The 26,094-nt window shown below is 37.1% G+C and carries 25 protein-coding genes; 7 read left to right on the forward strand and 18 right to left on the reverse strand.

The window, feature by feature from the left end; translation table 11 throughout:
* Positions 1 to 88: 88 nt before the first annotated feature.
* The 9 genes from AC1MGI_RS19190 to AC1MGI_RS19230 form a co-directional block, all read right to left on the reverse strand.
* A complete protein-coding gene (locus tag AC1MGI_RS19190) occupies positions 89 to 1,756 on the reverse strand; it encodes a ribulokinase (protein WP_480347065.1) in 1,668 nt (555 codons plus the stop codon).
* A gap of 330 nt (positions 1,757 to 2,086) precedes the next feature.
* Positions 2,087 to 2,509: a DUF1801 domain-containing protein gene (locus AC1MGI_RS19195; RefSeq protein ID WP_480347066.1), complete on the reverse strand. Its 423-nt coding sequence runs from the start codon at positions 2,507 to 2,509 to the stop codon at positions 2,087 to 2,089.
* A 407-nt stretch (positions 2,510 to 2,916) separates the two neighbouring features.
* Complete coding sequence (locus AC1MGI_RS19200; RefSeq protein ID WP_480347068.1) at positions 2,917 to 3,537, reverse strand: acetate uptake transporter; 621 nt, start codon at positions 3,535 to 3,537, stop codon at positions 2,917 to 2,919.
* A gap of 94 nt (positions 3,538 to 3,631) precedes the next feature.
* Positions 3,632 to 3,787, reverse strand: coding sequence for a hypothetical protein (locus AC1MGI_RS19205; RefSeq protein WP_480347070.1), 156 nt, complete (start codon positions 3,785 to 3,787; stop codon positions 3,632 to 3,634).
* A 10-nt stretch (positions 3,788 to 3,797) separates the two neighbouring features.
* Positions 3,798 to 5,513 (reverse strand): urease subunit alpha, encoded by a 1,716-nt coding sequence (ureC, locus tag AC1MGI_RS19210; protein ID WP_480347071.1) that lies wholly within the window; start codon positions 5,511 to 5,513, stop codon positions 3,798 to 3,800.
* Entirely contained in the window at positions 5,513 to 5,833 is a 321-nt protein-coding gene (gene ureB / locus AC1MGI_RS19215) for an urease subunit beta (RefSeq protein ID WP_480347073.1), read from the reverse strand. The genes ureC and ureB overlap by 1 nt, the downstream gene beginning before the upstream one ends.
* 18 nt (positions 5,834 to 5,851) lie before the next feature.
* Positions 5,852 to 6,154 carry an urease subunit gamma gene (locus tag AC1MGI_RS19220; RefSeq protein WP_480347074.1) on the reverse strand — a complete coding sequence of 101 codons (303 nt, stop codon included), beginning with the start codon at positions 6,152 to 6,154 and terminating at the stop codon, positions 5,852 to 5,854.
* Between the two features lie 864 nt (positions 6,155 to 7,018).
* The gene (locus AC1MGI_RS19225) at positions 7,019 to 7,459 is read right to left on the reverse strand and encodes an SMI1/KNR4 family protein (protein ID WP_480347076.1); all 441 of its coding nucleotides are present in this window, start codon (positions 7,457 to 7,459) and stop codon (positions 7,019 to 7,021) included.
* Between the two features lie 11 nt (positions 7,460 to 7,470).
* Positions 7,471 to 9,252, reverse strand: a complete 1,782-nt coding sequence (locus AC1MGI_RS19230) for a T7SS effector LXG polymorphic toxin (protein WP_480347078.1) — start codon at positions 9,250 to 9,252, stop codon at positions 7,471 to 7,473.
* A gap of 266 nt (positions 9,253 to 9,518) precedes the next feature.
* On the opposite strand from AC1MGI_RS19230, the gene AC1MGI_RS19235 reads away from it, so the two are divergent.
* On the forward strand, positions 9,519 to 9,707 hold the full coding sequence (locus tag AC1MGI_RS19235; RefSeq protein ID WP_480347080.1) for a hypothetical protein: 189 nt from the start codon (positions 9,519 to 9,521) through the stop codon (positions 9,705 to 9,707).
* Positions 9,708 to 9,861: 154 nt separating this feature from the next.
* Here AC1MGI_RS19235 and AC1MGI_RS19240 read toward each other — a convergent pair whose 3' ends face one another.
* Positions 9,862 to 10,194, reverse strand: a complete 333-nt coding sequence (locus AC1MGI_RS19240; RefSeq protein ID WP_480347081.1) for a hypothetical protein — start codon at positions 10,192 to 10,194, stop codon at positions 9,862 to 9,864.
* 679 nt (positions 10,195 to 10,873) lie between these two features.
* On the opposite strand from AC1MGI_RS19240, the gene AC1MGI_RS19245 reads away from it, so the two are divergent.
* Positions 10,874 to 11,680: a DnaD domain-containing protein gene (locus tag AC1MGI_RS19245; RefSeq protein WP_480347082.1), complete on the forward strand. Its 807-nt coding sequence runs from the start codon at positions 10,874 to 10,876 to the stop codon at positions 11,678 to 11,680.
* Positions 11,577 to 12,530 carry an ATP-binding protein gene (locus AC1MGI_RS19250; RefSeq protein ID WP_480347083.1) on the forward strand — a complete coding sequence of 318 codons (954 nt, stop codon included), beginning with the start codon at positions 11,577 to 11,579 and terminating at the stop codon, positions 12,528 to 12,530. Before AC1MGI_RS19245 ends, AC1MGI_RS19250 begins: the two co-directional genes overlap by 104 nt.
* 431 nt (positions 12,531 to 12,961) lie before the next feature.
* Here the strand turns inward: AC1MGI_RS19250 and AC1MGI_RS19255 are convergent, their stop codons facing one another.
* From AC1MGI_RS19255 to AC1MGI_RS19280, 6 genes are all read right to left on the reverse strand, one after another.
* Positions 12,962 to 13,447, reverse strand: a complete 486-nt coding sequence (locus AC1MGI_RS19255) for a sodium/glutamate symporter (protein ID WP_480347084.1) — start codon at positions 13,445 to 13,447, stop codon at positions 12,962 to 12,964.
* Between the two features lie 275 nt (positions 13,448 to 13,722).
* Entirely contained in the window at positions 13,723 to 14,616 is an 894-nt protein-coding gene (gene lsrF / locus AC1MGI_RS19260) for a 3-hydroxy-5-phosphonooxypentane-2,4-dione thiolase (RefSeq protein ID WP_480347086.1), read from the reverse strand.
* 266 nt (positions 14,617 to 14,882) lie between these two features.
* The gene (gene lsrB / locus AC1MGI_RS19265) at positions 14,883 to 15,965 is read right to left on the reverse strand and encodes an autoinducer 2 ABC transporter substrate-binding protein LsrB (protein WP_480347088.1); all 1,083 of its coding nucleotides are present in this window, start codon (positions 15,963 to 15,965) and stop codon (positions 14,883 to 14,885) included.
* Positions 15,958 to 16,965: an ABC transporter permease gene (locus AC1MGI_RS19270; protein WP_480347089.1), complete on the reverse strand. Its 1,008-nt coding sequence runs from the start codon at positions 16,963 to 16,965 to the stop codon at positions 15,958 to 15,960. The genes lsrB and AC1MGI_RS19270 overlap by 8 nt, the downstream gene beginning before the upstream one ends.
* A 7-nt stretch (positions 16,966 to 16,972) precedes the next feature.
* A complete protein-coding gene (locus tag AC1MGI_RS19275) occupies positions 16,973 to 17,974 on the reverse strand; it encodes an ABC transporter permease (protein ID WP_480347091.1) in 1,002 nt (333 codons plus the stop codon).
* On the reverse strand, positions 17,967 to 19,472 hold the full coding sequence (locus AC1MGI_RS19280) for a sugar ABC transporter ATP-binding protein (protein WP_480347093.1): 1,506 nt from the start codon (positions 19,470 to 19,472) through the stop codon (positions 17,967 to 17,969). The genes AC1MGI_RS19275 and AC1MGI_RS19280 overlap by 8 nt, the downstream gene beginning before the upstream one ends.
* A gap of 364 nt (positions 19,473 to 19,836) precedes the next feature.
* Here AC1MGI_RS19280 and AC1MGI_RS19285 point away from each other — a divergent pair, with 364 nt between their 5' ends.
* From AC1MGI_RS19285 to AC1MGI_RS19295, 3 genes are read left to right on the forward strand one after another with little or no spacing between them, the layout of a single operon-like run.
* On the forward strand, positions 19,837 to 20,754 hold the full coding sequence (locus AC1MGI_RS19285; RefSeq protein ID WP_480347095.1) for a sugar-binding transcriptional regulator: 918 nt from the start codon (positions 19,837 to 19,839) through the stop codon (positions 20,752 to 20,754).
* Between the two features lie 44 nt (positions 20,755 to 20,798).
* Positions 20,799 to 22,364 (forward strand): autoinducer-2 kinase, encoded by a 1,566-nt coding sequence (gene lsrK, locus AC1MGI_RS19290; protein ID WP_480347097.1) that lies wholly within the window; start codon positions 20,799 to 20,801, stop codon positions 22,362 to 22,364.
* Positions 22,365 to 22,383: 19 nt separating this feature from the next.
* The gene (locus AC1MGI_RS19295) at positions 22,384 to 22,737 is read left to right on the forward strand and encodes a cupin domain-containing protein (protein WP_480347099.1); all 354 of its coding nucleotides are present in this window, start codon (positions 22,384 to 22,386) and stop codon (positions 22,735 to 22,737) included.
* A gap of 795 nt (positions 22,738 to 23,532) precedes the next feature.
* On the opposite strand, the gene AC1MGI_RS19300 is transcribed toward AC1MGI_RS19295, so the two are convergent.
* The gene (locus AC1MGI_RS19300) at positions 23,533 to 23,778 is read right to left on the reverse strand and encodes a hypothetical protein (RefSeq protein ID WP_480347101.1); all 246 of its coding nucleotides are present in this window, start codon (positions 23,776 to 23,778) and stop codon (positions 23,533 to 23,535) included.
* Positions 23,779 to 23,982: 204 nt separating this feature from the next.
* Here AC1MGI_RS19300 and AC1MGI_RS19305 point away from each other — a divergent pair, with 204 nt between their 5' ends.
* On the forward strand, positions 23,983 to 25,392 hold the full coding sequence (locus AC1MGI_RS19305) for a tetratricopeptide repeat-containing diguanylate cyclase (RefSeq protein WP_480347103.1): 1,410 nt from the start codon (positions 23,983 to 23,985) through the stop codon (positions 25,390 to 25,392).
* Positions 25,393 to 25,615: 223 nt separating this feature from the next.
* Here the strand turns inward: AC1MGI_RS19305 and AC1MGI_RS19310 are convergent, their stop codons facing one another.
* A complete protein-coding gene (locus tag AC1MGI_RS19310; RefSeq protein ID WP_480347105.1) occupies positions 25,616 to 26,038 on the reverse strand; it encodes an HIT family protein in 423 nt (140 codons plus the stop codon).
* Positions 26,039 to 26,094 lie beyond the last annotated feature (56 nt).

Here is a 26,094-nt window from a genome sequence, read left to right on the forward strand (position 1 = left end):
GAGTAGTAGTCTCTGCTGTCTAGTAAAACAAATGGCCCATTGGTCATAAAGTGTGAACACAACAGGCCTTTCATTTATATTTGTATTTCTAGTTTCCTTTCATTCTCATGTTTTTTAAGCCGTGCATGATTTCATACTTCTCCCGACCAAAATAATCATGTAGATCTAGATAATATTTATAAAGCTCATCATACATTTTCACATTTTCTGCGATTGGAACGAAGGCTTCGTCTTTAACTTTGGCCATCTTCTCAGCTGCTTCAAAGATCGTGTCGTAGCCACCATGATTTTCCCCTGCAGCAACAGAAGCATACATGGCAGCACCTAAAGCCGTGGTTTGATTGGAAGCAGGTATTTTTATTTCACGATTGGTTATATCAGCATATATTTGCATAAGCAAATGATTTCGCTGTGGCAGACCACCACATGCGAAAAGTTCCTTAACCCCTACCCCTGCATCAGTGAAATTTTCAATAATTTTTCTAGTCCCAAATGCTGTCGATTCTAATAAAGAGCGATAAATTTCTTCCGGTTTCGTAGCTAATGTCAATCCGATAATCATCCCAGATAAATTGGCATCCACTAAGACAGAACGATTGCCATTCCACCAATCTAAGGCGATAAGACCAGATTGTCCAGGTTTATAGGCTGATGCCTTTTCCTCTAATACTTGATGGACACTCTTTCCTGCTTCAATTGCCTGTTTTTCGACATAACCCGGTACGGCTTGGTCAACATACCAAGCAAAGGAATCGCCGACAGCAACTTGACCAGTCTCATAACTGTAATATCCAGGAATAATCCCATCTTCGACAATTCCACAAACCCCTTCAATCGCCTTCTCTTTATCAGAAATAAGCATATGGCAAGTCGAAGTCCCCATCGCCAATACAAACTGTCCAGGATGTACCGCACCTACAGCCGGTACGCCAGCATGTGCATCAATGATTCCAACGGCAACAGCAATCCCTGGTAAGAGCCCTAACTTATGGCCCATCTCTTCTGTTAGTTCTCCTGCCTTCTCACCAATCGACCGAACCTCGCCACGCATTTTTGTTTCTAAAATATGTTCAAAACGTGGATGTAATGCTTTAAAAAATGAAGCCTCTGGATACCCAGCTTCTTTATTCCAAAATGCTTTGTAACCACATGTATTACTACTTCGAATCAGATTGTTGGTTAATCGATACGTGACCCAGTCACAAGCTTCGATAAATAAGTCTGCTGCGTAAAAAACCTCAGGTGCCTCTTTGATAATTTGTAGGATTTTGGGAAACATCCATTCCGAAGAAATTTTGCCACCATAACGATGTAAAAATTCTTCTTTTCTTTCTTTGGCTAATCTTGTTATTTCATCTGCTTCTTTATGTGCTGCATGATGTTTCCATAACTTCACCCAACTATGTGGATGGCTTTCCCATTTTGGATCGAAGCATAATGGATTTCCATTTCGGTCTAAAGGTAAAATAGTGGAGGATGTAAAGTCAATCCCTATTCCGATGACATCTTGGCTATCAATTTGAGCCAAACGGATCACTTCAGGAACGGATTGAAAAAGGACATCTAAATAATCTCTAGGATCTTGTAGGGCCCAATCTGGTTGAAGCGACTTTCCATTCGGTAGTGCCTCATCTAAAACGCCATTTTTATATGGAGTTACATGAGTAGCGATCTCCTCACCAGTGGAAACGTCTACCAATAACACTCTCCCTGATTCCGTTCCGAAATCTATTCCGATCGTATATTTTCTAGTCAAATCGTTTTCCCCCTTTCATAGTTGCAAGCATAGTGGTCAAATAATTAAGTAGAAACCTTTATTTGGTAAAAAGGCTATCTAAAAGGGTCCGACCCTTTTAGAACAGCCCTGTTTCTTATTCGTTATTTATATAAAGGTCCGTACGCTTCAGAATCCTCCTTTCATTACTAAACCATTTACAGGTTGAAAATGTAGACACTCCTGCTTATTCTGTTTATTGCTGGCGAGGAAGAATACTTAAAAGAAGCCAAACAGTTGGAACTGGTTTCATCTCTCTTTGGTTAGATTCAAACTACTTGAAAATTTAAGTCATTCGCTATCTTTAAACACTTACTCATTTGGATAGGTTTCTTTCAAAAACTTTACTGATTGATGAATTAACGCTTGTAAAACATCAACATCAATATCCGCTATTTTATTTATGTACACACACGCTTTTCCTGTAGTATGTTTGCCAAACTCCTTTAACAATTCCTCGCGTTTCGCGTCGCCTGGTGCAAAATACAAACTAATTTTAGCTTTTCTGGGTGAAAAGCCAACTAGTGGTGCATCGCCTTCATGACCGGATACATATTTATAATGATAGGAACCAAATCCAATTATACTCGGTCCCCACATTTTCGCTTGATAACCTGTCGTTTCTGTAAAAATATCTAATAATTTAAATGCGTCTTCACGTTTTTTAGGACTTTCGACATTTTCAATAAACTCAATGACACTACTATCGGTTTCTTTTGTTTTTAGTTCATACATAATTAGAATCTCTCCTTTTCTTTAGTATACGTTTTAATAGTAAAAGATAGGGTTTAATCAACTACACTTGCCAACAATTTCATCAAATCAACCTCCGCATTTTATTTTCTTCCGAAAAAAACTAAAGGTAAGTGAACGTTTTCAAATGTTTTTTTTATTTTTACGTACGTATAGTTTAACTGATTTAAAGAAAAATGCCGATTCGCAAAAGTACAACTTTTACGAATCGGCATTTAAATGTAAACTTAAGCATTTCTATTATATTACACTATAAGAAAACACAGCACCCCTTTTTAGGTTGGGCAATGGTAATCGGATGATATTCACATCATCTAAAAACAGCATACCTGTCTTACCAGCCCCATTCACCTTATTATTGAATTATAGACTTTTACAATCGCCTCTAATCAATGTTTAACAAAAATTCCAAATGGTTTTCCTAAAGGAAGCACAGTTTTTCCGAAGCATGTGTTGAGCAAGACTGCCCCACAACCATAGAAAGATAACAAGGCACAGAAAAATTCTGCTACTGCCGCTATTACAAAAGTTTCATCATGCATAATATTAAATGAGCTTAATACTAATCCAAGAAATTCGATATCAAGTAAGAGCAAAACAAAGAACAAAAGTTTATTTGTTTCCATAGCCGCAATCGTCACAAAAATACTGAAAATTAAATACCCCAAAAATGCAACTCCTAATTGCTTGGGGTCTATATCTGAAGCTAAACTTTTGCCCAATGCTCCTAGCTGAATCAACCATGTGACGCCAAGACTGATCCAAAAAAGGCCAAATGCTCCCCATACAGTTGTCCCAAATATACTATCGTTCTTTGAATCTAGATAAGCGGCAAATAGCTGTGCTAATCCACCTAAGAGAAATACCCATGGCACCATAAAAGAATAGCCATGTGTAAAGCCTAATTCTTCTGTTGATTCCACTAACGCTATTATCGCAAGACCGAACAATCCTAAAGCAGTTGGATCTACTGTTGTTAATTTTATTTGTTTGAAACTCTGAGTATCCATGATGTCCTCCTAAAAAATACATAATAAAAAAGTTGTCAACACTTATCATTCCATACTTTTAATAAAAGTACGGTTCGTCGACAGTTATGGTTTGTTATAAGAAATGAGTAGCTTGATTCAATATAATATGATCAATAACAACTACCTCATCCGTATAGATTTCATTTATTAATTGAAGCCGATCATAACTAAATTGTTCCCCCTCAGGTTTTATCAATTCGATATTCGTAACAACTTGTTCTATAATCAATGCTTTCACCTCAGAATAGGAAATATCGTTGCCCCATTGGTACAGTGTCAACGGGTTCACAAGTAATAAGTTCACCGTTTACGGTTACCTCATATGTTTGTGGGTCAACAGTGATCGTAGGCGTTTCAGAATTATGTTTCATATCTTTTTTCGTAAGATTTCGAATGCCATGAACAGGTAGAACCATTTTTTCCAATCCAAGTTTCTCATGCACTTTATCATCAAATGCAGCTTGAGAAATGAATGTGATACAGCTTTTCGCTAATGCTTTTCCAACTTGTGCATACATCGGACGATAAATCACAGGCTCTGGAGTTGGAATGGATGCATTCGCATCTCCCATTAAGCTCTCTACAGCAAAGCCATTTTTCAGGACCATTTCAGGCTTCACACCGAAAAATGCTGGTGACCAAAGAACTAGATCGGCAATTTTTCCGACTTCAATTGAACCAACATATTCAGAGATTCCGTGTGTAATGGCAGGATTGATCGTATATTTAGCCACATAACGTTTTGCACGGTTGTTATCAGAAAACTCACTATCGCCTTCTAGTATACCGCGTTGTTTTTTCATTTTGTCTGCTACTTGCCAAGTACGTAAAATAACCTCGCCAATTCGTCCCATCGCTTGTGCATCTGAGCTGACCATACTTATGATCCCCATGTCATGAAGAATATCTTCTGCTGCAATCGTTTCTTTTCTAATCCGTGAATCAGCAAACGCAATATCTTCAGGAATCGACGGATTTAAATGATGGCAAACCATTAACATATCTAAATGCTCGTCGACCGTATTAATCGTATAAGGTAAAGTCGGATTCGTAGAAGATGGCAGAACATTCGCATAGCCTGCAGATTTGAGTAAATCTGGCGCATGTCCACCACCTGCACCTTCCGTATGGTACATGTGAATCACTCGATCTTTAATCGCAGCCATTGTTGTTTCCATGAATCCACCTTCATTTAGTGTATCTGCATGGACGGCTACTTGAATGTCATATTTATCAGCTACGCTTAATGCATGGTCAAGGGCTGATGCTGTTGCACCCCAGTCTTCGTGCACTTTTAAGCCGATTGCTCCAGCTTTTACTTGCTCAATAAGAGGCTCTTCAGATGCAGCCTGTCCTTTACCGCTAAATCCAACATTGATTGGCATACCTTCTGCTGCAAGGAGCATGCGGTGTATATTCCATTCTCCTGGTGTAACGGTTGTCGCTTTTGAACCAGCAGCAGGGCCTGTTCCCCCACCAATTAACGTTGTAAGTCCAGAAGCTAAGGCTGTCTCGATTTGAGTAGGATTAATAAAGTGAACATGAGTATCAATTCCACCAGCAGTGACAATTAAGCCTTCTCCAGCAATGATTTCTGTGGAAGCACCAATAACGATATCCACATTATCCTGCACTAAAGGATTTCCCGCTTTCCCGATTCCGGCAATTTTCCCGTCACGAATCGCAATATCTGCTTTAACAATCCCTGTATAGTCCAAGATTACCGCATTGGTAATCACTACATCTGGAACGTTATCATCTTTGCGAGTTGCTAGAGGATGTTGTCCCATTCCATCACGAATCACTTTTCCCCCGCCAAACACGACTTCTTCGCCATACGTTGTATAATCTTTCTCAATTTGGATCATTATATCTGTATCTGCTAAACGAATAGAGTCCCCTGTAGTTGGACCGTACATTTGTGAATATTGTTTTCTTGACATTTTGTAACTCATTACTTGTGCCCTCCTTGAACAGATCCATCCACTTTATTGTTAAATCCATAAACGCGTTGTTCTCCAGCGAAACTAAGCAATTCTACTTCTTTTTCATCGCCTGGTTCAAAACGAACCGCTGCACCTGCTGGAATGTTCAAACGTTTGCCAAATGCTTCTTCTCGATTGAATTTGAGAGCTTCATTCACTTCATAGAAATGAAAGTGAGAGCCAATTTGGACTGGACGATCACCTGTGTTGATGACCGAAAGTGTATTTAACGTTTTACCCTCATTGATCATAATGTCTTCTTCTTTTAAAATGTATTGTCCTGGTACCATTTAATGATGCCTCCTTTTTTAGCGAATTGGATTATGAACGGTCACCAGTTTGGTTCCATCAGGAAAAGTCGCTTCTACTTGAATATCAGGAATCATCTCTGGAATGCCTTCCATCACGTCTTCACGTGATAAAATCGTTGCCCCATATTCCATCAATTCAGCCACCGTTTTTCCATCTCTTGCTCCTTCTAGCACTTCGTACGTAATAAGTGCTACAGATTCCGGATGATTTAATTTCAATCCTCTATCCTTTCGCTTCTTGGCAAGATCTCCTACCACCACAATCATGAGCTTGTCTATCTCACGTGGTAATAATTTCATAATAAAGCCTCCTTGATAATCTATTGATGTTCTTAAATATGAAGCTTAAGTAATACCTCCTTATAAACTATTCAGGAGGAACAAAAGGCAATTAACGAATTAAAAGGTGTTAATTGCCAATAAGTATTCGGTTTTCTTCTGTTTTTTTATTATTATTTTGTCGTAATTTGTCGTTTGTTCCTCAATTACAATTGTATATCATAATTTATATATATCAAGTTTTATATATAACATAAATCTTTTTTGAGAAAATTGGTGTTGAAAATAGGATCAAAACACGTCTTATAAAATAGATGGCTTTGAACAAAGATTAATTGAAGTTACTTCGTGTCGTAATGTAGTACACACATAGCTTCTGATCAAAAAAGACGGCACGAATTCAAAATGAATTTGTGCCGTCTTTTTTTACTTTATCTACTTAAATCAATTAAAAAAAATAGTTTTCTTTTCCATATTAACATTAGATAAATCCGCTATATTTTCTTCATTTTGTTCTTCGTTTGTAGAGTCGCCCAACAACAATCACATCTTTTTATAAGTACTTATTCGGCACTGAGTAGCCCCCCTCATAATAGGGTGGTGGTTGCCATACATTATTTAGTTCTACAAGAACCATTCCTATGCTTGAGAGGCCACTGAAAAAGTCCTTTTAAAAAGAAAAAGAAGCTAACGACCTACTATATATAGGTTGTTAACTTCTTCTATTGTCTGTATATCGATAAAAATCTTCGCTACTTTCAAAATGCGTTACTTTTTCAGTGGCCTCATGCTTGAGGGGTGGTTTTTCTCTTCATCTAACGTTTTTCCGAAAGATATATGCAACACTCTCACTCACGATATTCCTCAATATTTCAAGAGTTTATTCTAAATTAAATGTTTTATCAAGGAACTAAAATCGTCAGTAATCCAAAATGTATTCTCTTCATCTGTTGATGCTTCAAATTGATAAGAATCATCCCAATAATAAATTCCTGAGAACTCTCCTTCACAAATCATTACAATAAATCCTTGCATAATATCATCACCAATAATAATTGACTTTTCAATTAAATCTTCTTCAAATTTATTCATCCATGTTCGAATTTCCGATGTTCTACTCCCAGTCTGTATGCCATAAAACACATCAATACTTATATAGGAAGATAGGTCTTCTACAAATATTTTATTTTTGTCATTCTTTTCAACTACCCCGCCATTATAATTTTGTAAAAACTCAACATAATCTTTAGGAAGGTTAACCGAATATTCTTCTTGTAATTCAATTAAATCTTCAGATTTTGCCATTCCAAACTTTTGGATTGTCATCAAACCGCCTCCTATTTTCTCTTTTTAAGCGACATCCCACCTCTATGGGTGTAGTCCTTATGAATTTCTTTATTTACTTCTTGCATGGTTTTACCATCCTGATGATGATGCCATGTGTTATTTTGTGCATCCCTCGGTCCATTAGGTGCCATTTCATCAGCTTTCTTGAAATCCAAATTATAGTCTTCAAATTTACCTATATTAACTTCTTGTTTCACAAAACCTGCTTCTTTAAAATCTGGAAACCCATCAATATACTTTACAAAGTGACCATCTGGGTGACGATATATCCATGTACCATTATTATCAATAGAAACACTACCACCTTTACCTATCCATTTCTTTGGATTCGGGGAGTTTTTTGGTTTTGTTAGTAATATTTCTTTCGTTATGCTATCAATATTATTGTACTTTTGTACAACTTTGTTGGCTTGGTTAGCATTATCTATACCCTTACCACCAGCAACCTTCTTCCCATCCACTTTCCCGACTACAGCACTCTCTACCTTTTTCGCAAATCGCAAAATGTTTTCCTTCGTGCGATCCACCACTTCGCCCACCGTTTTGTTATCCGAGAGCTTAACGCCGTTGTTCGTGACAAATTCAAAACCAGGTAGTTCATAATCTCGAATTTTCTTGCCGATTCCTTTTGTGAAATCTTTGACCTGTGAAATGGTCTGGCCGATCGAATCAGTAGCGTTTTTGGCAACGGCTTTTACACGATCGGGATGAAGGGCGTTTTTAACTTTCATCAAGCCTTTCACGACATCATCACCATAGTGGGCATTAATCCACTTTATTCCTTTCATGCCCCATTTCCCAGCTTTCACACCGGCTTTTACGAGCGGACCTCCCACGATAGCGGCTACAAGAATCCCTCTTTCAACGTCGCCAATTTCTCGGCCGGTGATAAAGTCTTTGCCAAAGAGAGCTTCCACCCCGCCCTTGATGTTCGAAGCAATTGGCACAAAATCAAGGACATTCGATAGTCCTTCTTGCCACCCTCCTGAGCCTTCCACTTCTCTCCCGTATTCCTGCTGTTCCAGTTGAGGCAGTTCCATTTCTTCCCCATTGATCATCATTTTATCTGAAGAGATTTGCACCGGTTGTCCGTAGGAAAGAAGCTTGTTTAGTCCAGTTGTGTTAAAGCAGCTCAAGTTTTCTGCAAGCTGTCCAGTCTTGTAATCTCCCACTTGCAAGTCTCCGCTTTTGAATAGACTTGCGATATGCGTGATATACTGGTTCATCGATTCGATGTCCTGCTCAACTGTATCGAGATTTTTCGTTTGCTGAAGGTCAAATTCTAGGAGCCGTTCAATCGTCCGGTCTTTTTCCTTTTTGGCCTCTTCTGCTGATTCCAGAAATGATTGGTCTTGTAGGTGCAGAAGAGCGACGATATCAGACACACTGTCCATCACGCGATTTGCTTCATCGGTCAGTTCCATCGTAACGCTTTTCGTCTGATTCAAACCATTGTTAAGCTCATGTTCCAAAAAGCTCTGGCGAATGAACCCATTGTTCGATGGTTCGAGTCCCGTTAATGAACTTTTGATTGTATTCAAGATTTGTTCGTAATGGACAAGAAAGTTTTCATAAAACAATAAAAACGGCTTATGACATTCCTCGTAAAATCCACGGATGGCATTCCCGCCTGCTCCTTTAAGTGAATCCTCAAGTGCAATGAGAGTTGTAACGGCCTCCTTGATTTGATTCATCTGCTCTTTTTGGGTACTTATTTTATCAAGGATCTCATCAATTCCAGAATGCAGCGAACCGACTTCTAATACTTTCATTATAAGGGACATCCTCCACCTGTCGTATATTTAATACTATTATTATATCGATAGGCAAAATTTGGACATATATGACATAAGTAGGAATTGCTTATATGCATTTAGACTATTCGTCGGATTTATTGTAAGATCCCGTTAGAATTCTCGTTTTCTCATCAGATTACAGAAGCTACTCATGTAAAAATGAAATTCTTTTTATGAAAAACATAGATAAACAACTACTCATTCCACCTAAACACACATATATTAGTAAAAAAGGGGGTGATATGATGGATAGAATGATCCTAGTGTTTTTAGCCAGTCTTTTAGCTGGATTCTCACTGATAAAAGTGTCCTTAGCAGGAACATTTTTATCAAGTTTAGAACCATTCACTACAATCCTCGGAGTTTTAGCAGTTATTGTCTTTTCATTGGCCTTAATCTATCAAGGAGTAAAGGCCTTATTTAACAAATAATTATGTAAGCGCATTCATTAAAGGCAGCTCATAAAATCAGGCCTCGCACTCTAAATCAGTATGTTATCTCATTCTGTATTTAGTTTTGCGGGGTCTGATTCTTTGAGTGGCGACATTTCACGCCAAATCTATGTGACAACCAATATCGGTTGCACTAAAATACACGGTAAACAATTCTAGGTACATCTTTACCATGATCAATAACATCTCTAACTGCTCGTTTAATCCATTGTTTAGCCAGATCGTCTGTACCCCCAGCTTTTTCATGAAAATCTCTAATAAGACCTTGCGAGAACACACAAAGAACTTTTGTTTTACTATTAACTTGAAGTCCAACCCTTGGTTTTCTAGAGGAGACGATATATGTAAGAACTCCAGCATCATTCAAAAGGTAATGATTATTAGACACATCACATTCCATTACAGCTCTAGTTACCCCATTAACAAACTCTTTTTCTCCCTCTTGGATATATCTTTGACTTCCCATAGTAAACAAACCACCTTATTAAAATATTCATACTATATATATTTCGTAAAGGTGGCTCAACTTCCTCTATTTCAACAGAAAAATCACACAGATTTTACAAGCCACATAAAACCTTTACAACAAAATCCGAGTGGTGAATGGTACGTAAAATAAATGCGACGGTCTCTCATCACATTAAAACAATGAGAAACTGGCAGTAACGTGTCTGATATTTCACAAAAAAAAGAAGCCTTTCTAAAATTTCATACCGTTAGACTACCGTATCGATACGGTATCCATAGACTATGGGGAAAAAGAAGAACAATAAGAAGAAAGAGAAGAGAATGCTAGCTAGCTTAAATCGCTTGGAATTCTGTACAAAAATAAGAGGTGTCCCATAACGAGAAAGGGTCCGACCCTTCGTTCACTTACATACACGCAGCAACAAAAAGGTACCTGAAAAAAATTTTTTTATTGGCATGCTACTTTTTGTGTGAAACGACTTATAAAAGAGTTGAAGAGCTTTTTTCTGCAGAAAAGGGGCGGGGCTTCGCAAGATCAGCTCCGCACCACCACCTTCATAAGATCCTATCATGTTTGAACCTGAATCTTTTTCATCGTTTTAGCTATTGAGCAGACACTCATGGATGATCGCGTGATGCCATCTATGAACAAAAATTGCGCAAAGGAGAGAGTACGCATGGCGAAATATAGACAAGTACATATTGCATTTTGGCAAGACGGGTTTGTGCTGGATCTCACTCCAGAGGAAAAGTATTTCTATCTGTATCTCATGACCAACAGTAAAACCTCACAATGCGGAATCTATGAACTCCCAAAACGCATCATCGAAACAGAAACGGGCTATAACCGCGAGACCGTTGACAAACTGCTGCAGCGCTTCGTAGATTACGGAAAAATCTTATATGACGATGTCACGAAGGAAATTATCGTTTTGAACTGGGCGAAATACAATTTGATTAGAAGTCCAAAAGTGATTGCTTGTATTAAAAGAGAACTAGCAAGTATTAAGAATAAAGGCTTTGTTCATGAATTTGTCAACCAATGTAAACAGCTCGGAAATGACCTTGGATTTCTGCCATCAGATGCTGTAACAGAACAAAAAAAGCAAGCGGCAGCTGGAAAAGCTAGCCCTACAGATGCCGTCCGATTTTATCAGGAGAATTTCGGATCACTCAACCCTTTTATGGCAGAACGTATCATGATGTGGGAAAACGATCTTGGACCAGAATTAGTGATCGAAGCGATGAAACGGGCGCTAAAAAAACAAAAGATGTGGGGATATGCTGAGGGCATCTTGAAAGATTGGGCGAATCAGAATGTACGCTCCTTGATCGATGTAACAGGGCTGGATCAAGAATTTGCCTCAAGGGGGGAGAAAAATGGCAACAAAATCGGTAGAAGACGTCCTAACCAAGCTGCTAAAAAGAACGAAAAATCCATCACCGGCAACCAAGTTGGTTGGCTCAGTAGAAGCCCAACCTAATTGCCCAATGTGTCAGGACCACGGGATTATCATTTATCGCGTCCATGAGGAAACGAAATGGGTGACAAATCACCAAATCATGAACGGAGTGGAAGTCACGACCCTAACCCCAGAAACTATGGTCTTAGAAGAAGAGTTTCTTTCTGGACAAGTATGTAGCCCAGACCAAGCGTGGGCGTGGCGTACAACTTTTTCGAAACGCTGTACATGTATAAAACAGAAAAAAATGGAGCGGTTGTTAAAAGCAAGCGACATTACTGATGAATTTAAGAAGTTGGGCTTTAAGAACTTCAGCCTGGAAGGAAAGCTGCAAATCATTGTCGATATGTACGAATGTTCAAGTTCCTATTTGAAGCGTTTTCTAGCGATACGAACAGACAGAGCCAATAGCATTGCCTTACTCGGACAACCCGGCTCAGGAAAAACTCATTTACTAACGGCGATCGCCAATAACTTGATGCAACGAAAAAACATATCGGTCCTCTATTTTCCATATGTAGAAGGATTTAATGACTTGAAAGATGATTTCGAAAAACTAGCAGGGAAATTAGCACGCATGCGGCAAGTAGACGTCCTTTTCATCGACGATTTGTTCAAACCGCTGAAAGGAGAACCAAGAGCGACGATCTGGCAGATTGAACAAATGTACGCAGTCATCAACTATCGCTACCTAAACCATAAGCCCATCCTCGTTTCATCCGAGTTAACCGTAGATGAAATCGTGAACGTGGACGAGGCCCTTGGTACACGAATCTATCAAATGTGTCAAAACTATACGGTAGTCATTAAAGGCGATCGTAATATATTAAATTATAGATTGGCGGGTGCAAAATATGTGTCAAATTTGTAACGGTACACACGTTGTCAGTGCGATAAGCGTTTCATCGATCATCATTTCCTGTTGCCCAATCTGCGGGCCGGAATCGGAAGAAGTACAAAATGCTCGGTTTGCGGATATGTTATCTGAGATTGCTCAGATTAAACGGTTGAGGAAGAAGGATGATGACAGGAAATATGTTCGCAGCGTTTGATCTTCCCTGCTTTCATGAATAAGTAAGTCCGTAATCGTTTTGAAAACTAAAGCTGGCAGTCTCGAGTAGCATGAAAGCGTCGGGAGCTTGGTAGCTTTAGTTTTATTCTCGAATTTTATGTTGAATAGAAAAAGAAGAGTCTCTTAAGATTTATATCCCAAAAACTTTCCAAAAGCCACGAATATTCGTTCGTCTAATACTGGTTGGTGGCAGTTTTACAATGATCTCTATATAAAAAGTTACAGGCAAACTATTTATGAAGGACGGGGAAAGTGTAGATGTAAACAAACACAAGAATGTATAACACTCCAAATAACAATAGTAGAGCTAAAGGCAGCGCGTAATCTACTACAACTCCAAGATTTATGGACGCAATACCAAATGCTACTAATAGATCTGTTGCTGCGCTATCAATCCGGTCTATCACTTTTTTATCAACATATTCTACTGCTTTCATCGCGCGTAATAATTTGTTGAGTAATAAACCTACAATAAAAGCTGTACTAAATACCGGAATTGAGATAGCTGGAAAGAGAACCGAGCCCAATTGACTTAAATAATAGCCTCCAACTGCTACCAACCCTATGAGTGATAGATGGAATGTAAGTGGATCAATAGACATAGATGAAACAGTACCAATTCCTATAGATTTACGCTTTTCAAAAGGGATCAATCCTGTACGAAGCTCATTCGGTAAGTCCTTAAAGTTTGTAATATAAGAAGCTACTTTTGCCATTTTTATAACCTCCAAGGGATATAATTTTAAGAAAGAAAGCCTCTACCCTAAATTAGTAGAAGCTTTCCTTTAGACTGAACTCTTTTTTTAAAAAAAGCTGTGATAAAGGTCAATGTTAATTGGAGCGTAAGGCGTGAGACTCCTGCGTGAAAAAGGGAAAAGGGAAAAGGGAGACCCCTCAGGCGCACAGCGCAGAGGGGGCTCCCGAACCGCCCGCAGAACGGGAGCTTCTATCGCTCCAAATCAACAGACAAGTTTAACACAGCCTTAAAAAATTAATCTTCCTCGCTCACATTCGTTAGATGTAGGAAAAATTCATAAGCCTCTATATCTGAGTATCCTTCATGCACGACTTTAGCAACAGCTTGAATCATTTCTTCTGGATATGCAGATTGGAAAATATTTCTTCCCATGTCAACTCCTGCAGCTCCACCTTGAATGGAGTTATATGCTAAAGTTAGTGCATCTTTCTCATGAATTTTTTTACCACCAGCAACTACTAGTGGTACTGGACAAGCTGCGGCTACTTTTTCAAAATCATCACAATAATATGTTTTAACAATTTGAACTCCAAATTCAGCTAGCATTCTTGTTGCCAACAAGAAAAATTGAGTCGTCCGTTCCATTTCCTTTCCAACAGCTACAACACCCATTGTAGGAATAGAATATTTTGAACCTAGGTTAACCGCTTTATTTAATTCTTCAATTGTTTCTTTTTGTCCATCCGCACCAATAAAAGTTTGAATAGCTATTGCGCTTGCATTCATCTTAATTGCATCATCTATATCTACAACCATCGATTCGTGACTTAAATCATCTTGCAAAATGCTCGAACCTGATGATGCTCTTAATGCAATGGATTTATTAAATGACGGTGGTACACTACTTCTAATAGCACCTCTAGTTCCCATTAGACAATCCGCATAATTGGCTAACTTAGGAATTAGAATATCTAATCTTTCTAGCCCAGATGTTGGTCCCATAAAGTAACCATGATCAAATGCCAGCATGACTGTTTTACCAGTTTTCGGGTTGAAAATTCTTGATAATCGATCCTTCATTCCCCAGTCATAATTAGCAGCACCCTTTACATGGAAATTACCATTATTAGCAAATGCTATATCCTCTGAAAAGTCTTTCGCCGCTTTGTTTCCTCTATTATCCGCCATACTGATCTTCCTTTCTTTACTATATTCTATTAATAATTTTTAGCTCTTTTCGTAAAGATTTTTGTTTTTGCAAGTAACAAATTCAAACAGTTGTTGATTGTAGCGGATATATGAAAATCCTGCGGGAGAAGCGTGTTGAGGGAGACCCCGCAAGTGCAAAGCACTGAGGAGGCTCCTTTAGACCGTCCGCTACAACGGAAATCAATCTAGGATAGTCGTGTAAATATCATTTAAGAGAAACAATGTATACGAAAACATCCTAATTATTAAAAATCGTAGTCGTTTGTATTTTCTTTTGTGAATACGATTCTTTCAGGCAATACGATGATGCCGGAGTCTTCTGCTTCGTAATCATAGCCTTGAACTGTGTTAGGCTCTACTTTTACTTCTCCAAGCTCTGGGACATCAACAGTACCTCCAACTTTTAATTCATTTCCTTGTGCTAAATGATACGCAATGTAAACGGCAAGTGCACCTTGATCTTTAACATCCCATAAACCATGATTTTCAATTGTTCCATTTTCAATATATTGTCTCATCGAATTAGGAGATGCAAATCCCGTAATAATCACATCTTCCTTGTTCAACCCTTTATTTTGTGCTGCTTGTGCCATAGCAGGAAGTGCAGTTGAATCAGGACAGATGATTACATCAATATCAGGATAGGTATGTAAGATACTTTCTCCCTTTTGTAGAGATACCTGTTCATTTCCTTCCCCGAATTGTTTTGTTACAATTTCCCAGTTTGGATATTTTTCTGCAATATACTTTTCAGCATATTCAACCCATGAATTTTGGTCTGGAACAGTTGGACTTGAGTAGAACCAAGCAACTTGTTGGGGCTCATCAGGATTTTCAAGTTGTTCTGCAGCCATCTCAACAAGCATAGCACCTAAAATGTCAGGTGTTCCTTGATTTATATAGGCTGATCTATATTTTGGATCAACATCTGAATCCCAAGTAACAACTTTAATTCCAGCATCTAATGCTTTTTGTAATGCTTGATTTAGACCATCTGAAGAAACAGATGAAATAGCTATTGCATCAGCACCACTATTAACGGCACTATTAATAATTTGCACTTGATTGGCAACTGTTCCTTGAGGGGCACCGTCATACTTAACATTAAAACCAATTTTTTCAGCCATTTCCTGTGCACCGTCATTCCCAGATTCAAAGAAAGCATTTCCTGTCATTTTTGGGATAAAGACTACTTCAATATCACTCGCATCTTTCTCTCCCTTTTCTCCATCCGTACTGCTTCCAGCATCCTCGCTATTACAAGCTGCTAATAACATGGTTGAAATTGCCAGACCAGTGAATACTTTAAAAAATATTGATTTACGCATTCAGATTACCTCCTCTATCTTTCTTGAAATTTAGTAACCTTCTAACATACAACTTAAATTTTTGGCCTCCCATAAATGCTACTGAAATAATCAAGAGCATCCCTGTTGCTAGTCCTATATATTGTGTTTGAACCCCGCCCATTTGCAATCCTAGTTTTAAGAAACCAATGATTATGCTTGCAAGAGCAGTCCCAACAACACCCCCTTTACCACCTGTTATTAATGTTCCTCCTAATACAACAGCAGTTAAGATTGGCATTAAATATTCAGCACCAAAATCTGCTCTAGAACTACCTAAATATGAAGTTAAAATAATCCCTGCTATTCCTGCACTTAGCCCTGATAATACATATGTACTAGTCATTATTTTCCTAGTATTGATTCCAGAGTACTCTGCAGAATTTTGGTTAATTCCAGTTAAATAAATGTATCTTCCATATCGCGTCCAATGAAGTAGCACGTAAGCAAATAGCAGCATGACAATAAAAATGATAACTGAATGTGGGATGCCCAATAATTTCCCATTTGCTAGGTTGATAAACCCTTGTGAAAATCCGGAAATCCCTTCATAAGTACTTGCTCCAGACAACCCAACCAAAACTAATGCAATACCGCTATATAAAAGCATTCCGCCAAGCGTTATGACCATCGCTTGAACCCTTGCATAAGCAATTAGAATGCCATTCAGTAAACCGCATAATCCACCAACTAATACTGCAAGAAGAGCTGCAACCCAAATATTCATTCCGTAAACTTGAGCCAGTAGACCCGTTATCACAGATGTTAATCCGATAATGGATCCTCCAGATATATCGATACCTCCAGTAATGATGACAAAAGTAACGAAGAAGGCAATGATTGCAATCCCAACAAAATCGTTAAAGCTATTTAATAGAATGTTTATATTCCAAAATCTCGGGTTAATCAGACCAAAGATGATGATTTCTGCAAGTAAAGTAGTTAATAAGACTACGTTCCATTTGGGTATTTTTTTTAACATCCTAATCTCACACCTCCTCCTTGTAGATTAGAATCCTTGCATTTAATCTTTCTTTTCTTATTTTATCGCTAGCTCGGCGTGCAATTAGAACATCAGCAACAACAATGATAATTAATAGAGAACCTGAAATAGCGGAATTCCAGAATGCAGGGACCTTCAAGAATACTAAAGCAGAGTTGATGGAACTCATGATAATCGCTCCAATGGATGCCCCTATAACGGTCCCAATACCTCCGCCTAAAGATACTCCCCCAAGAACTGCTGCAGCGATTACAGTCATTTCGATCCCCAATCCAGCAGTCGTTGAAATAAATCCAATTTGGCTGGCAAATATTAGCCCAGCAATGGAAGCTGAAACGCTGGAAATGACAAAAGCAATAACTTTATATCGATTAACAGGTATTCCAATTAATACGGCACCATCCTCATTATCACCAATCGCAGCGAAGTACCTTCCTTTTGTACCATTGGATAAGTAAACATGAATGAGAATAACGGCTAAAATGACCATGATCGTTACTACATTTATTCCGAACAAATTCATCTTTGAAATGTGTTTGAAGTTTTCTGGAAGATTCTCAACCCACTTTCCATTTGTAAAAATCACTTGGGTTACCCTTACAATTTCAAGCATACCCAGGGTCATAATAAATGAAGAGATTTTTAATTTAATCACTCCTAATCCATTGATTAAACCAATAACAGCACCGATTGTGATCGCAATTATGACAGCAAGGAAAATACTCCCGCCATCTCTAAGAATCACTCCACTAACTGAAGCACTTAGACCTAATACTGCACCGATAGAGATATCGATTTCGCCAGTCAATAAAACAAATGTCATCCCTACTGCAAGCACGATATAAAGCAAACTATTTTTTGCCGCATTGTGTATGTTTCCTGAAGAAATAAAATCAGCGTTAACTAAACCTACAATTGCAAACAGCAAAACTAAGAATACGAGCGTTCTAAATTCTCGATGCTTTGTCATACTTTTGACTTTAGACATGTCTTCCACTTCCTTTATATGTGCCAAAAGCCGCGCTCATTACATTTGTTGCATTTATCTCATCAAATCCTAAACAAACATGACAGGTTCCCCGATAAATGGCATATATTCGGTCACTAATTCTTTCGATTTCTTCCAAATCGGATGAAATGAGTAATATGGAGTATCCTTGTTCTTTTAATTCAGTAATGATGGAATAAATATCACTTCTGGCAGCTGCGTCAATACCTCTTGTTGGTTCATCCATGATGATGATTTGTGGATTTGTTGATAAAATTCTTGCAATAACAACCTTTTGCTGATTTCCTCCAGATAAGGATTTAACCTCATCATCCTGGGTGCTAATTTTAATACCCAATTTGCGAACATACTCATCCGTAATATCTTGTTCAAATTTTTTGTCAATGATGAATCGGTGTTTTTTTATTACTTGTGCTGTAACATTACTACTTATAGAACTTATAGAAAAAATTCCGTTCAAAAATCTGTCTTCAGGTATATAGGATAAACCGCTTTCAATTGTTTCACGAGCAGATAAATCTGTGATATCTTTTCCATTCAAGTGGATTTTTCCACTTTGGACTTTATTCATTCCATAAATGGCTTCTGCAATCTCTGTTCTTCCAGCTCCAACAAGACCCGCTAGACCAACTACTTCTCCCTTATATACATCGAAGCTAATATCTTTGAAGCCGTCTCCACTTAGTTTTTGTATCTTAAGAATGGGTTCTTCCTTACTTCGATCCAAAAATTCCTTCTTAAATGTTTCATTTCCACTCCGTTCACTATCCAAAGGTAATAATCCCTTGATTAACATTTCCTTTGTAAAATCATTGATCTTTCCTTTTAGAGTCACTTTACCGTCTCGCAATATAACAGCATGTGTTGAAATTTGAAAAACTTCATCTAATCGATGAGTTATATAAAATATTCCTACACCAGAGGCTTTTAATTGTTCGATTAACTTAAACAAAGACTCCGTTTCAGCAAACGTTAATGAAGAAGTTGGTTCATCCAATATGAGAACATTTGCATCTCTTAGGAGTCCCTTAATAATCTCCACTTGTTGCTGCTCTGCGATTGATAAGGAAATGGCAAATCTATTTAAATCTAGATTCCAACCTAATTGTTCAATGAACCCTCTCGCTTGCTCGCTTACTTCAACTTTATTCTTACTAAATCCAATCGTTAGATTTTGCTCGACAGTCATATTTGGAAAAAGCAACGGTTCTTGTGGAACCAAATAAATCCCTTTACTATGGGCGATCGAAGGATTAAAATGAACGACCTTTTCCCCATTAATTTCTATACTTCCTTCATCTGCTTTATAAACTCCCGTAAGGATCTTCATCAACGTACTCTTTCCAGCTCCATTACCACCAATAATCGAAATCACTTCTGACTCGCTAATTTCTAGAGAAACACCCTTTAACACTATATTTTGATTAAATGACTTCTGGATATTTTCAAATTTCACTAGCTGTCTTAATACGTCCATAAAAGACCCTCCATACTTTCTCAAAATATGCCTATGTATGTAGTTTAAACACCCCTTGTTTGTAACTGCTTTCTTAATGGTGCTAAAGTTTTAATTTAATACATTTTATTAAGTAAGCATCATTTTATTCACTCTTTAACTATTTCAATTACTCAAAAAGCACTATTAACTTTTAAGTGCTAATAAATTTTAACAATGAATATACATAAAAACGGCTTAAAATCTACGTTTATTCTTATTCTCCCGCTATTACAAAATCGTTAACAATATCTATCTATCTTGTTAATTTTGTATTTATTCAAAACAAATATTTATAGATGAATATTTTGTTTAAATCCAAATAATGATAAAAGAGTGATGAAAAATGACATATGAAAATGACTTAATCGTAAAAATAGCTTGGCAGTATTATATTGAAGGTTTAACTCAAAATGAAATCTCTAAATCCCTAAATCTATCTAGAATGAAGGTGATTAAATACCTTGAAAAAGCCAAAACAAACAATGTTATCCAATTCAAAATTAACTTAGAAGAATTGGATCATCTGACGATCCAAAATAAGATTAAAGAAAAATACAATTTGAAGGATATTTTTATTGTCCCAACCTCCAATGACAATAAAGTAGAAAGTCTTACAATTGCTGCTGCTCAATACATTGAAGATCGAATTACGAGCGACACAATGATAAGTATCGGTTACGGAGAAGCTGTATCGAAAACCCTAGGACACTTACGAATATCTACTAAATATAAAATTACTTTTGTTTCTTTGTCTGGCGGCGTTAAGTTCTACATGCCCACAGCAATAGATACGAGGTCTGATTACTATACGAATCCAAATTACACTCACTACATTGTACCTACTCCCCTACTCGTATCCTCAAAAGATATTGCAGATCATTTGCTAGAAGAAAAACCGGTTAAAAAAATATTAGAAATGATTCCTTATTCCACTATTACTGTAATAGGAATTGGTGCTCTTAATGACCGCGCGACTTTAGTTAAAGAAGGATACTTAAATGCGAATGATTTTGAAATTTTAAAAACAAAGGGAGCTGTTGGCGATTTACTAAGCCAGTTTTACGACATAAATGGTCATGTTCTAGATTTAGATTTTCATAAAAAGCTGATTAGTACCGAAATAGATGTATTAAAATCACTTAATCATGTTGTAGCAGTTGCAGGAGGACTTGATAAAAAAGATGCAATCATAGGTGCACTTAAGGGGGGATACATCGATGTACTAATTACTGATGAATTGGTCGCTCAAAGTTTGGTTTAGGGAGAACGTTAATGATTGAGTAAATCATTGAAAGGATGGTAATTATGGGAAAATACCTAATGGCTATTGATGCTGGAACCGGCAGTGTTAGAGTCATCTTATTTAATACATTAGGCCAGGAATTATGTGTCGCTCAATCTGAGTGGACGCATAAAGAGGATAAGAGATATCCAGGTTCAATGGATTTTGATATTAATCAAAATATCAACATAATTACTGATCTAATCAAGGAAACCATAACAAAAAGCAAAGTAGCTTCAAAAGATATTATCTCTATATCAACCACAAGTATGAGAGAAGCGATTGTCTTATATGACGAAGAAGGAAAAGAATTATGGGCTTGTGCAAACGTAGATTCGCGGTCAAATGATGAAGTTTATAATCTTTATAGCATAAGCGATACAATCGAGTCTGATATTTATAAGGTTTCAGGTCAAACATTTTCCTTAGGAGCTATCCCAAGGATCCTTTGGATAAAAAAGAATCTCCCTGAGACTTATAAAAAAATGAAGTATGTCACCATGCTGAATGACTGGATTACCTATCGTTTATCAGATGTCATTTCAGTAGAACCTTCAAACGGCTGTACGACTGGGCTTTTTGATATTAAAGAAAGAGTTTGGGACTCTCAATTGGCTAAGAAAGTAAATCTTAGGGAGGACATTTTTCCAATTGTTCATGAGAGTGGAACAGTTATTGGAAATGTCACCGAAGAAATAGCAACGCTTACAGGTCTAAGTCCAGAAACTTTAGTTGTTGCTGGTGGTGGGGATGCCCAGTTAGGGTGCATTGGTGCTGGAGTTGTCAAAGAAGGAGATGCAGCTGTTTTTGGGGGGAGTTTTTGGCAATACGAATATACGACGAATCATGTTGAAATCGATGACGAATGTAGAGTAAGAATTAACTGTCATGCTATACCCAACACTTGGCAGTATGAAGCCATTGCATTCTTCCCCGGCTTAGTAATGAGATGGTTTAGAGATAGTTTCTGTGAGCTTGAAGGGTATCTTCAAAATGAAACAGGAGAAAGTATTTATTCACAAATGGAAAAACGAGCACGTAACGTACCAGCTGGCAGCTACGGTATGCTAGGTACATTTTCTAATATAATGAACTATAAGTCTTGGAAACATGCAGCCCCAAGCTTTATCAATTACAAACTGGACTCAGAGAAATATAATAAGGCAAGCTTTTACAGATCTATTATGGAAAATGCCGCCTTTGTAACAAAAGGAAATATTGAATTGGTTAATGACATAACAAATACATCTCCCGCGTCCATTATTTTTGCTGGTGGTGCATCAAAAAGTGATTTATGGTGTCAAATTGTTTCCGATGTACTTAACAAACCATTAAGAGTCCCTGTCGTTAGAGAATCAACTGCGCTTGGTGCTGCTATTTGTGCCGGAGTAGGTGCAAAAGTTTATAACGATTTCGATGATGCGATTTCAAAAGTAATTAAATTCGAAAAAACGTATTATCCGAATCATGAAAATAACGTCGTATATGAAGTTTTATATAAAAAGTGGAAAGATATTTACAAAAAACAACTAGAATTAGCAGACAACAATTTAACAGACCATATGTGGATCGCACCTGGATTAAAATAAATGAGATGGAGTGATTACTATGACAATTGTTAACGAGAACGAAAGAGAATATAGATTTAGAGATAGTGGTCCAAAATATCTTTTAAAAGGACCAAGAATGAACTTTGGAATTGTTGTTTTAAAGCCCGGACAAGATTTCGCTGCTCATTATCATAATATAATGGAAGAAAACTTCTTTATCCTCGAAGGAGAATTAGAGATACATATTGATAATGAAGTTTTCACATGTAAAAAGGGAGATTTTATCCATGTTGAACCAAAAAAAGTTCATTATTTAATAAATAAAGGGAATACAGATTTTAAGGCTGCTTTCATGCTTTCACCTTTCCAAGAAAAAGATAAGGTTGAAGTAGATTATTCACCAACTGTTTAACTTTTTTAAAGTGATCAAATGAGCGAGGAAAGTCGTCTTTCGAAGTGCATCATCACTACTTATGTATAAATGAACAAGGTTAAGAGGATAACTGGCGTGAAAATTTCTGTCTCGTTATAATCTCAATAATCCTCAGCAAGAGTCATTGGAAAACATAAGAAAACAACCCGCGAAACAAGAATATTCGGTTGGTGACGGGCATCTTGAACTTAAACGACCACCTGCTTTAGCAGGTGATCGTTTAAGACTCTTTTTATAATAGGAAACCCCTATTGCAGAGTCCGTAATATCCACCTCCAAAAGTTTAGGCGCTACTTCTGGATTTACATGTTGAATATCATCTGACATAGGCTCAATCACGCTTTCTTGTTTTTTTCAAAAAAAAGAGCAACCTCAACTTGGCTACTCCGTATCCTATTGCACAATTCTATTGACCAACCTATCGATATTCGAGGAATTTACTTACAAGTATTCACTCAATCCCCAAATCCACTAAATACGCAATTGGTTTCTGCTTATTGATCGGCAGTGTATGGATATTGAGATTTGTTGACAAGTGGTTTTTAATTTTCCACTCCGTTGCTTTGTAACCTACCAATAACCATAGGCAAACAAATATCGGATTGTGATTCTTGATAAGTTTCTTTATAAAGCGCTAAATAGGAAAGGGTCTTACGAAGTGATAAATGAGGGTTTCGTTATGTGGGGGTATCTGCCCAATGATAGCTAGACAACTTCTTCCCATTTTAGCTTCTAATGGATCTCGATGCCTCTTTCGGTTCGCTTTTCATTCGTTTATTTTGCTTTTAATCCCTTTTCTTTAAACAGGAGGCCCACATCCGCTTTAGTACCTTGGATTTTAACTCGCAAATCTTTGCAAATATCCATAAAGTTTTCTGTTAACAATGCAGCATTGTGTTTTAAAACTTCTTTAATTTCTTCCTGTCCTTTTTCCAAACGATCAAATCGACCGCCCGCTTGATCAAATCGTTTATTCACCTGAGCAAATTGTCCACTTACTTGATTAAATCGGACATCCACTTGCACAAACTTTTCGTCGATTTCGTAATCTAGAGGAGATATTTATAGTAGAAAGAGAGAAAAAAGAATACTTCAATCAATATTAAAGCAGGTCTACTATAACCGATCATTCTTATAAGATAAATCCTCACTATTTTTGAGTTATAATATACGTATACAAAGTAAACGTCATACTTTTTTAGTAAATCGTTAAGGAGCGAAATCATGGAAAAGGAAGAGCTGCTGTCGTTACAAAAGAGAGTAACATCGCTAAGAGCTGAAGGGAAATACAAGGAAACCATTGAAGCTTGCTATCATCTACTTGAACAGGGTTTGGAATATAACGATCATAAATCTATGTTGATTGCACACCTTTGTAATGTTGCTTCATATTACTGTATTGGCGATATAGAAGAAGCATTTAACAGTATAGATACTTACAAAGAAATTTGTAATCAATATGGGGATCAGACAGATTACTTACAATTGTACAATGTTTCATTACTGTTATATGAATATACTAAAGATTATCAAAAGGCGAAAGCTACTCTTGAAAAAAGTATTGCTTTAGGAAAGACGTTAAATAAATATAATATTGTAAGCAATGGTTACAGCAATTACAGTCATATCTTTATACTCGAGGAGCAGTATCAAGATGCCTTGAAAATGGCGAATATCGGACTGGAAATGGCAGATTTACATAAACCTGAATATCCTATCTTACAACTACGAGTGAAATTAAATATTGCTAAAGCTCATATTGGGCTTGGAAATTTTGACGCTTCCAAAACTTTGATTGATGAAATGATTCATGATCCAATTTTAGACTCCTTTATCAGAGAAAAATCTCAATGCTATGATTTACAAGGATTCTGGTATTCAAAGCAGCATTGGTATAAGGAAGCGCTAGACTCTTTTACGTATGCCAAGGAACTAGTCGAAAGCTATAAGGATGTATATCTATTAAAAACCATACAAGAAGAACGTATGAAATTATGCGACCTGCTGAATGATATTCAAACAGGATATATCATTCAAAAAGAATATATATCGCTACTCAATGAAATCAACAATCGCGAATTGGCTTTAGTAGCACTAAAGCTGGAGGTTAAGCATAGTATTGCCGAAATAGAAAAGAAAGCAAATACGGATTATTTAACGGGGATATCTAACCGGAATTATTTAGAAACAACGGCAAATCATTGGTTAAAACAAGCCGCTGAAAAAAATGAAAATGTCGTTTGTATTGCTTTTGACATCGACAATTTCAAATCGATTAATGATCTGTATGGACATCTCTTCGGTGATGAAGTCATCAAACAAACGAGTAAGATTATCTTGAAAATTTTTAGAAAAACGGATTTAATTGGCCGCTATGGCGGAGATGAATTTGTAGTGATTTTACGAGATATTTCACTGGCAGCTGGAAAAAAGAAGGCGGAACAAATAATAGAGAACTTACAAAACGATAAGATTACTAATGATGAAAATTCTGTTTCAATATCAGTTAGTATAGGAATTGCAGATAACTCACAAGGCAGTGTACGAACGTTTAGTGAATTATTTCATCTTGCTGATTTAGGACTCTATGAAGCGAAAAGAAACGGAAAAAATCAAATTTATATGCATGATTAAAGGGAGCATTAGATAAGATTTTGTTACTGTATTTTCAAAGCATTTTCTCGAGAAACAGAGGTTGTATTGTTTTCTATTAAAAATTGCTCGTGCCGCAGTCATCTAGCATGAAAGTGCAAGAGCCGTATAATCGCGTTTAAGAATTTACGATTATTTTTCAACAACAAGAGGTGCCACCATTTGGTGCACCTCTTGTTGTACATATTTTTTAAAACGTTTGTTGTTAAAGATATTTTTTAATACTTGCGATCATTTCCTGATATTCTTCTTCTTTTAAGTACGTTTTACCTGGATTCATTTCAAAGGTAGAACCCCATTCTTCTTTATCTTCATACTTAGGGACGATATGCATATGTAGATGATGCATTTTATCACCATATGCCCCATAATTAAGCTTGTTTGGTTGGAAAGCCTTGTCTAAAGCCTCTCCTACTTTTTTCACATCATTCATATATGCCGCCAATTCATCTTTATCAAGCTGAAAAAGTTCTTTTACATGATCCTTATACACGACATTACATCTGCCCGTATACGTCTGCTCTTTAAAAAGAAAAACAGTAGAAACATCCAACTGACAAATTTCAATCATTAAATTGTCGCGACTTTCATTCTCCATGCAATACATACAATCTTTATTACGTTCCATACCCCTCAAGTCCTCTCTTGTTAGAAAATTCTAGACTATTTGATTGTAACACAAGA

The sequence above is a fragment of the Peribacillus sp. BM1 genome, assembly GCF_056679975.1.